The following is a 7,502-nucleotide window of genomic DNA, read 5'->3' as shown; positions in this document are numbered from 1 at the left end:
GAGCCGGTGCGGCCCGAGGCGCCGCCGCTGGCCCCCGGGGTGCCGCCGGCCCGCCCGGTGCCCGGTCGGCCGGCGCAGCCGCTGGCGGGCGGCGGGTCCGAGGGCAGGAACGGCGTCTTCCCAGGGCAGCGCAGCGGCTGAGCCGGCTCGAAGCGCCGGCAGGGTTCAGCCGATGTCGGGTGGGTCGATGCGTACGCGCGCCGGGGCGCCCTCCCGGCGCGCGAGCCGGGCGGCCTGCGCCGTCTTGAGGGCGGCGGCGAGGGCCGCGCCGCTGCCGGGCGGCACCCGCACCAGCGCCCGCTGCCACTGCTCGCCCGGCGGCGGGTCCCCGGGGCGCCTGGGCCGGCCCGGCTCGCTGACCGGCATCGGCACCGGGCCGAGCACCTCGGCCTCGGCGGGCAGCTCCGCGGTGTCGAGCAGGCCGTCGACCGCCTCGGGCGGCCCGGTGACGGCGGCCATCCGGGAGACCGGGGGGAAGCCGAGGAAGGCCCGGTCGGCGAGCTCGCGCCGCGCGTTGCCCGCCGGATCCCAGCGCACCAGCGCCTGCACGGGCCTGAGGGTGGCCTCGGCCAGCACCACCACGGTGCCGCCTTCGGCGTGCGGGCGGACGAGGGCGGCCGCGTTGAGCCAGATCCGCAGGGCCTCCTCGCCGGCCCGCAGGTCCGGGCGGCCGAGCAGCGCCCAGCCGTCGAGCAGCAGCACCGCCGCGTAGCCGGGTCCCTCGGGCACGGGCTCGGCCCCCGGGGTGCTGACCACCAGCGCCGGCCGGTCGGGCACGGTGTCGAGGATGTGGTCGCGCCCCGAGGTACGCACCGGAACGGCGGGGAACGACCTGCCCAACTCCTCCGCGGTGCGGCGGGCGCCGACGACGATGGCGCGCAGCCGGGTGTCGCCGCACTCGGCGCACGACCAGCCGGGCGCCTCGGTGCCGCACCAGCCGCAGCTCAGCGGCCGGTCGGGGCCCGCGGCGGTGAGCGGCCCCTGGCACCGCGCGCAGCGGGCCGGCGTCCGACAGCGGGTGCAGGCGAGCCGGGGCACATAGCCGCGGCGCGGCACCTGGACCAGCACCGGGCCTCGGGTGAGCCCGTCGCGCAGGGCCTCCCAGGCGATGCTGGGCAGCCTGGCCGAGCGGGCGGCCGGGTCGCGGGCCTCGTCCTCGTCGCCGACGGTGCGGACCAGCGGGGCGGCGGCGCGGACCGCCTCCCGTTCCGCGGCCAGCGGCTGGGCCCAGCCCGTCTCGACCAGCTGCGCGGCCTCGACGGTCTGTCCGTGGCCGCCGAGCAGGACGGCCGCCCCCTCCTGGACGGCGCGCAGCACCAGCACCTCGCGGGCGTGCGGCTGCGGCGCGTTGACGTCGTGGTGGGAGGAGTCCCCGTCGTCCCAGAGCGCCACGAGACCGAGGTCGCGGACCGGCGCGAACATGGCGGCCCTGGTGCCGACGACGCAGCGCACGGAGCCGCGGTTGATCGCCAGCCAGCGCCGGTAGCGGGCCTCCGGGCCCGCGTCGGCGGTGAGCAGCACGTGCCGGTCGGCGCCGAGCAGTTCGGTCAGCGCGGCGTCGACGCGGGCGGCCGAGCGGCCGTCGGGCAGCACGGCGAGGGCGCCGCGGCCGGCGGCGAGCGTGGTGGCGAGGGCGCGGGCCAGCTCGTCGGGCCAGTGCGGCCCGGGCAGCGCGGTCCACACGGCCCGCGGCGCGGAGCCGCCGGCCAGCGCGGCGAGAAAGCCGGGCCCCTTCGGGTAACGCGCCCAGCCGCCGGGGTCAGGGGCGGGCGGTGGCGGCGCGGGCGGCGGGGACTGCTGCCGCTCGGCCTTGGCCATCCGGGGCGGCACGGCGAGCTGGACGACGTCCGCCAGGGCCCCGGCGTAGCGGTCGGCGACGGCGCGGCAGAGCCGCAGCAGCTCGGGGGTGAGCACCTCTTCGGTGGAGAGCACCTGGGCCAGGGGGGCGAGCACGCCGGGGAAGTCGCTCTCGGCGAGCCGCTCGACGACGAAGCCGTTGATCAGGCGGCCGCCCTCGCGACGCCCTTCGCGCTGGCCGGCGCCGAAGCGGACCCTGACCCGGACGCCCGGCCGCGCCTCGGCGTCCATCGCGGCGGGAACGGCGTAGTCGAAGAAGCGGTCGAGATGGACCATGCCCTTGTCGACCAGGACCCGGGCCACGGGCAGCCGCTCGGCCAGCGGCGCGCCCCGCCAGGTGCGCGGCGGGGTGCGCTTGCGGGCCACGCCGCGCAGCAGCGCCAGCTCGCCGCCCGCCGGGCCCTGGTCGCCCCGCTCGCCGCGGGGGCCCGTCTCACTCACGGTGCCCAGTACAGCAGATCCCTCGGACACCCGGCGCCGGCCGAGGCCGGCGGCGCATGTCCGAGGGATCCGGGGACGAGCTACGGGGTCAGACGCCGGCGGCGGCGCGCAGCGCGTCGACGCGGTCGGTGCGCTCCCAGGTGAAGTCGGGGAGTTCGCGGCCGAAGTGGCCGTAGGCGGCGGTCTGGGCGTAGATCGGGCGCAGCAGGTCGAGGTCGCGGATGATGGCGGCCGGGCGGAGGTCGAAGACCTCGCTGATGGCCTGCTCGATGCGCTCGACCGGGGCGGTGGCGGTGCCGAAGGTCTCGACGAAGAGGCCCACCGGCTCGGCCTTGCCGATGGCGTAGGCGACCTGGACCTCGCAGCGGCTGGCCAGGCCGGCGGCCACCACGTTCTTCGCGACCCAGCGCATGGCGTAGGCGGCCGAACGGTCCACCTTCGACGGGTCCTTGCCGGAGAAGGCGCCGCCGCCGTGCCTGGCCATCCCGCCGTAGGTGTCGATGATGATCTTCCGGCCCGTCAGGCCGGCGTCGCCCATCGGGCCGCCGATCTCGAACCGGCCGGTCGGGTTGACCAGCAGCCGGTAGCCCTCGGTGTCCAGCTTGATGCCGTCGGTCAGCAGGGCCTTGAGCTCGGGCTCGACCACGAACTCCTGGATGTCGGGCGCGAGCAGCGACTCCAGGTCGATGTCGGAGGCGTGCTGCGAGGAGACCACCACGGTGTCGAGGCGGACCGCCTTGTCGCCGTCGTACTCGATGGTGACCTGCGTCTTGCCGTCGGGACGCAGGTAGGGGATGGTGCCGTTCTTGCGGACCTCGGAGAGCCGGTTGGAGAGCCGGTGGGCCAGCCGGATGGGCAGCGGCATCAGCTCGGGCGTCTCGTCGCACGCGTAGCCGAACATCAGGCCCTGGTCGCCGGCGCCCTGCCGGTCGAGCTCGTCGTCGTCGCCCTCGACCCGGGACTCGTAGGCGGTGTCCACGCCCTGCGCGATGTCGGGCGACTGGGCGCCGATGGACACCGAGACGCCGCAGGAGGCGCCGTCGAACCCCTTCTTGGAGGAGTCGTAGCCGATCCCGAGGATGGTCTCGCGCACCAGCGAGGCGATGTCCGCGTAGGCCGTGGTGGTGACCTCACCCGCCACGTGCACCAGGCCCGTGGTGATCATGGTCTCCACCGCCACGCGCGACGACGGGTCCTCGGAGAGGAGCGCGTCGAGGATGGCGTCGCTGATCTGGTCGGCGATCTTGTCGGGGTGACCCTCGGTCACGGATTCCGAGGTGAACAGACGGCGGGACACATCGCTCCCTGGGGTTGCAGCGGCTGCTGACTGAACTGTGGCGGCCGCCCGCACGGAAGGTGAACGGCCGGCGCCAATCCTAGCCGGAGGAAGGCTGGGACGGACCGAAGGCTCAGCCACGAAAGCGGCGGCCCCCGGCTCCCCCACCCTAGCCCGACCGGCCGGGTCGCGGGGAGAGCGGACCGCACTGCGAGACGCGCTCGGCCGTGCGCCCCCGGCTCCCGCCGCGCGGCGGGGCTACGCCAAGCGCCGGGCCACCACGTCCCAGACGCGGTCGGCGAGGACGTCCTTGGGGCCGTGCGGGACCTCCGTCTCCGCTCCCCCGGCCTCCAGGATCACCGCCTCGTTCTCCTCGGTGCCGAAGGCGATGCCCTCGCCCACCCGGTTCACCACCAGGAGGTCGCAGCCCTTCCTGGCCAGCTTGGCACGGCCGTTGGCGAGCACGTCCTCCGTCTCGGCGGCGAAGCCGACCACGAGCTGGCCGGCGGGCCGGTCGGCGGCCAGCTCGGCGAGTATGTCGGGGTTACGGACCAGGGCGATGGGCTCGGGCTCGCGGTCGTCCCGCTTCTTGATCTTCTGGGTGGCCAGGCTCGCCGGCCGGAAGTCGGCGACGGCGGCGGCCATCACCACGGCGTCGGCCTCGGCCGCCGCCTTGTGCACCGCCTCCCGCAGCTCCTGGGTGGTGCCGACCCGGACCACGGTGACGCCGGCCGGATCGGGCAGCGCGGTGTTGGCCGCGACCAGGGTGACAGCCGCGCCCCGGGCGGCGGCGGTGCGGGCGAGCGCGTAGCCCTGCTTGCCCGAGGACCTGTTGCCCAGGTAGCGGACCGGATCGAGGGGCTCCCGGGTGCCGCCCGCGCTGATCACGACCCGGCGGCCGGCCAGGTCACGGGCGGGCTCGGCGGCGCCCCGCTCCAGCACCCGGCGACAGTAGGCGAAGATCGCGGCCGGGTCCGGCAGCCGGCCCCGGCCGGTGTCGGCGCCGGTCAGCCGGCCGACGGCCGGCTCGATCACCAGGGCGCCGCGGCGACGCAGGGTGGCCACGTTCTCCTGGGTGGCGGGGTGCTCCCACATCTCGGTGTGCATCGCGGGCGCGAAGACGACCGGGCAGCGGGCGGTGAGCAGCACGTTGGTCAGCAGGTCGTCGGCGCGGCCGCCGGCGGCGCGGGCCAGCACGTCGGCGGTGGCCGGGGCGATCACCACCAGGCCGGCCGACTGGCCGATCCTGACGTGCGGCACCTCGTGCACGTCGTCCCAGACCTCGGTGGCCACCGGCCGGCCCGAGAGCGCCGCCCAGGTGGGGGCGCCGACGAAGCGCAGCGCGGAGGCGGTGGGCACCACGCGGACGCCGTGTCCCGACTCGGTGAACAGCCGCAGCAGCTCGCACGCCTTGTAGGCGGCGATGCCGCCGCCCACCCCGAGGACGATCTCCGGCCGGCCCATCGCTCGCCTCTTCCCGCGCCGCCCGGGCGGCGCTCCCCTCGACTCCCCTGCCCTCCCATCCTGCACCACGGCACCGCGGCACACGACGGGCCCGGTGGCAGATGCCACCGGGCCCGGAAGTCTCGCCGAACGCTCACCCAGGACAGGGCCTAGTCGGTCGCGCCCTCGACGGCCTCGGAGGTGAGCAGACCCGCGTTGATCTCGCGCAGGGCGATCGAGAGCGGCTTCTCGTGCACGTGGGTGTCGACCAGCGGCCCGACGTACTCCAGCAGGCCCTCGCCGAGCTGCGAGTAGTAGGCGTTGATCTGACGGGCCCGCTTGGCGGCGTAGATCACCAGGCTGTACTTGGAGTCCGTCGCCTCGAGCAGCTCGTCGATCGGCGGGTTGATGATGCCCTCGGGCGTGGTGATGGGAGAGGACACGCTCTGCCTTCCACTGGGAGTCTGGGAGGGCCCCCCTCTTGACAGGTCAGGGCTCTGTATGTGGTCAACGTACCTAGTTAACGGACCAAGGCTAGCAGCTCGGTCACGACGTCCTCGACCGAGGTGTTGACCAGGGTGGTGTCGAACTCGGGCTCGGCCGCCAGCTCCGTGCGGGCGGCCGCCAGCCGCCGCTCGATCACCTCGGGGGGCTCGGTGCCGCGGCCGGTGAGCCGGCGGACCAACTCCTCCCAGCTGGGCGGCGCCAGGAACACCAGCCGGGCCTCCGGCATGGTCTCCCTGATCTGACGGGCGCCCTGGAGGTCGATCTCGAGGAGGACGGGATCCCCCGCCTCGAGCCGGTGCTGCACGGCGCGACGCGGGGTTCCGTAGCGGTTGCCGGCGAACTCGGCCCACTCCAGCAGCTCGCCGTTGGCGATCAGCTTGTCGAACTCCTCGTCGTCCACGAAGTAGTACTGAACACCGTGCCGCTCGCCGGGGCGGGGATGCCGCGTGGTGGCGGACACGGACAGCCACACCTCTGGGTGGGCTTTGCGCAAATGAGCGACGACCGTGCTCTTGCCGACCCCGGAGGGGCCGGAGAGCACGGTCAGTCGCGGACGATCGGTCATGCGGCGATTATCCCGGTTCCCGAAGGTAGGGAAAACCTCAGCTCTTGCTGGCGCCGAACTCGCGCTCGAGCGCGGCGATCTGGTTGGAGCCGAGCCCTCGGACCCGGCGGCTCTCGGAGATGCCGAGCCGCTCCATGATCTGGCGAGCGCGAACCTTGCCGACGCCTGGCATCGACTCCAGCAGCGCGCTGACCTTCATCTTGCCGATGACATCGTTCTCCTGGCCCTGCTTGATGACCTCCTGCAGGGAGGCGCCGGAGTGCTTGAGCCGATTCTTGACCTCGGCGCGCTCCCGGCGAGCCGCGGCGGCCTTCTGAAGCGCGGCTGCGCGCTGTTCAGGGGTAAGGGGCGGAAGAGCCACGCCTACGTCACCTCGGGTATCGAACTGTCGGATACGGAACGGTGAGGAACCTAGTAGCCCCGCACCGGCGGAGCAACGAGCAACGCGCTCGGGGCTCCGCTCTCGACGGAGACTAGCGGCCACCACCGCGATTAGTCAGCGAGAATCGACAAAAAGTCCTGGTCAGCTGGAGATCGTCGACCGCATTTCCGACATATCCATACGGAGTTTGCGGGAACGACCCGCTCGATCACGCTCCGGAGCCGGCGAACCGCACGATCTCCGCCACCTCGCGCTCCGCCGCGGCACGCAGTGCCACCGGATCGGGACCGTGCCGCAGCACACCGCGGCTCACGCTGGGCAGCACCTGCCCCACGGCGCCGCCGAAGACCCGCGGCAGGTCACCGGCGCTGGCCCCCTGCGCGCCCACGCCAGGGGCCAGCAGCGGCCCGCCGCAGGACAGGTCGGCGCCGGTCTCGCCGACCGTGGCGCCCACCACGGCGCCGAACGAGCCGAGCGGGGCGCCGGCGGCCAGTTCGGCCGCGTTCTCCTCGCGCAGCCGGTCGAGGACCGTCTGGGCCACCGTGGGGCCGGCGGCGGTGACCGCGGTCTGCACCTCGGCGCCCTCCGGGTTGGAGGTGAGCGCCAGCACGAAGACGCCCCGCCCGTTGGCCCTGGCCAGGTCGACGGCCGGGCGCAGCGAGCCGTAGCCGAGGTAGGGGCTGACGGTGATGGCGTCGGCGGCCAGCGGGGCGTCGGGCGCCAGGTGGGCGGCCGCGTAGGCGGCCATGGTGGAGCCGATGTCGCCGCGCTTGACGTCGAGCAGCACCAGGGCGCCGGCCGCCCGGGCGTCGGCGACGGTACGTTCGAGCACGGCGACGCCACGGGAGCCGAAGCGCTCGAAGAAGGCGGACTGCGGCTTGAGGACGGCGACGTGCTCGGCGAGCGCGGCGACGGCCGTGGCGGCGAACCGCTCGAGGCCCGCGACGTCGTCGCCGAGGCCCCAGGCGGTCAGCAGCGAGGGGTGCGGGTCGATGCCCACGCAGAGCGGACCGCGCGTGTCCATGGCGCGG

The 7,502-nt window shown here is 74.8% G+C and carries 7 protein-coding genes; all 7 read right to left on the bottom strand.

The window, feature by feature from the left end; all coding sequences use genetic code 11:
• Positions 1-165 precede the first annotated feature (165 nt).
• Complete coding sequence (locus ACYVPE_RS30025; RefSeq protein WP_461036892.1) at positions 166-2,298, bottom strand: primosomal protein N'; 2,133 nt, start codon at positions 2,296-2,298, stop codon at positions 166-168.
• Between the two features lie 88 nt (positions 2,299-2,386).
• Positions 2,387-3,595: a methionine adenosyltransferase gene (metK, locus tag ACYVPE_RS30020; RefSeq protein WP_461036891.1), complete on the bottom strand. Its 1,209-nt coding sequence runs from the start codon at positions 3,593-3,595 to the stop codon at positions 2,387-2,389.
• A 237-nt stretch (positions 3,596-3,832) separates the two neighbouring features.
• On the bottom strand, positions 3,833-5,038 hold the full coding sequence (coaBC, locus tag ACYVPE_RS30015; protein ID WP_461036890.1) for a bifunctional phosphopantothenoylcysteine decarboxylase/phosphopantothenate--cysteine ligase CoaBC: 1,206 nt from the start codon (positions 5,036-5,038) through the stop codon (positions 3,833-3,835).
• A 149-nt stretch (positions 5,039-5,187) separates the two neighbouring features.
• A complete protein-coding gene (rpoZ, locus tag ACYVPE_RS30010; protein WP_132931393.1) occupies positions 5,188-5,460 on the bottom strand; it encodes a DNA-directed RNA polymerase subunit omega in 273 nt (90 codons plus the stop codon).
• 77 nt (positions 5,461-5,537) lie between these two features.
• Positions 5,538-6,089 carry a guanylate kinase gene (gene gmk, locus ACYVPE_RS30005; protein ID WP_461036889.1) on the bottom strand — a complete coding sequence of 184 codons (552 nt, stop codon included), beginning with the start codon at positions 6,087-6,089 and terminating at the stop codon, positions 5,538-5,540.
• A 37-nt stretch (positions 6,090-6,126) separates the two neighbouring features.
• Positions 6,127-6,450 carry an integration host factor, actinobacterial type gene (gene mihF, locus ACYVPE_RS30000; RefSeq protein ID WP_132816254.1) on the bottom strand — a complete coding sequence of 108 codons (324 nt, stop codon included), beginning with the start codon at positions 6,448-6,450 and terminating at the stop codon, positions 6,127-6,129.
• A 229-nt stretch (positions 6,451-6,679) separates the two neighbouring features.
• Positions 6,680-7,495, bottom strand: a complete 816-nt coding sequence (pyrF, locus tag ACYVPE_RS29995; protein ID WP_461036894.1) for an orotidine-5'-phosphate decarboxylase — start codon at positions 7,493-7,495, stop codon at positions 6,680-6,682.
• Positions 7,496-7,502: the final 7 nt, after the last annotated feature.

The organism is Streptomyces mayteni, assembly GCF_054783955.1.
This window is presented reverse-complemented; position numbering and strand designations above follow the sequence as displayed.

Excerpts from the sequence above, each read along its gene's own strand:
- coaBC (WP_461036890.1), bottom strand. The coding sequence starts at position 5,038 with ATGGGCCGGCCGGAGATCGTCCTCGGGGTGGGCGGCGGCATCGCCGCC.
- gmk (WP_461036889.1), bottom strand. The coding sequence starts at position 6,089 with ATGACCGATCGTCCGCGACTGACCGTGCTCTCCGGCCCCTCCGGGGTC.
- pyrF (WP_461036894.1), bottom strand. The coding sequence starts at position 7,495 with ATGGACACGCGCGGTCCGCTCTGCGTGGGCATCGACCCGCACCCCTCG.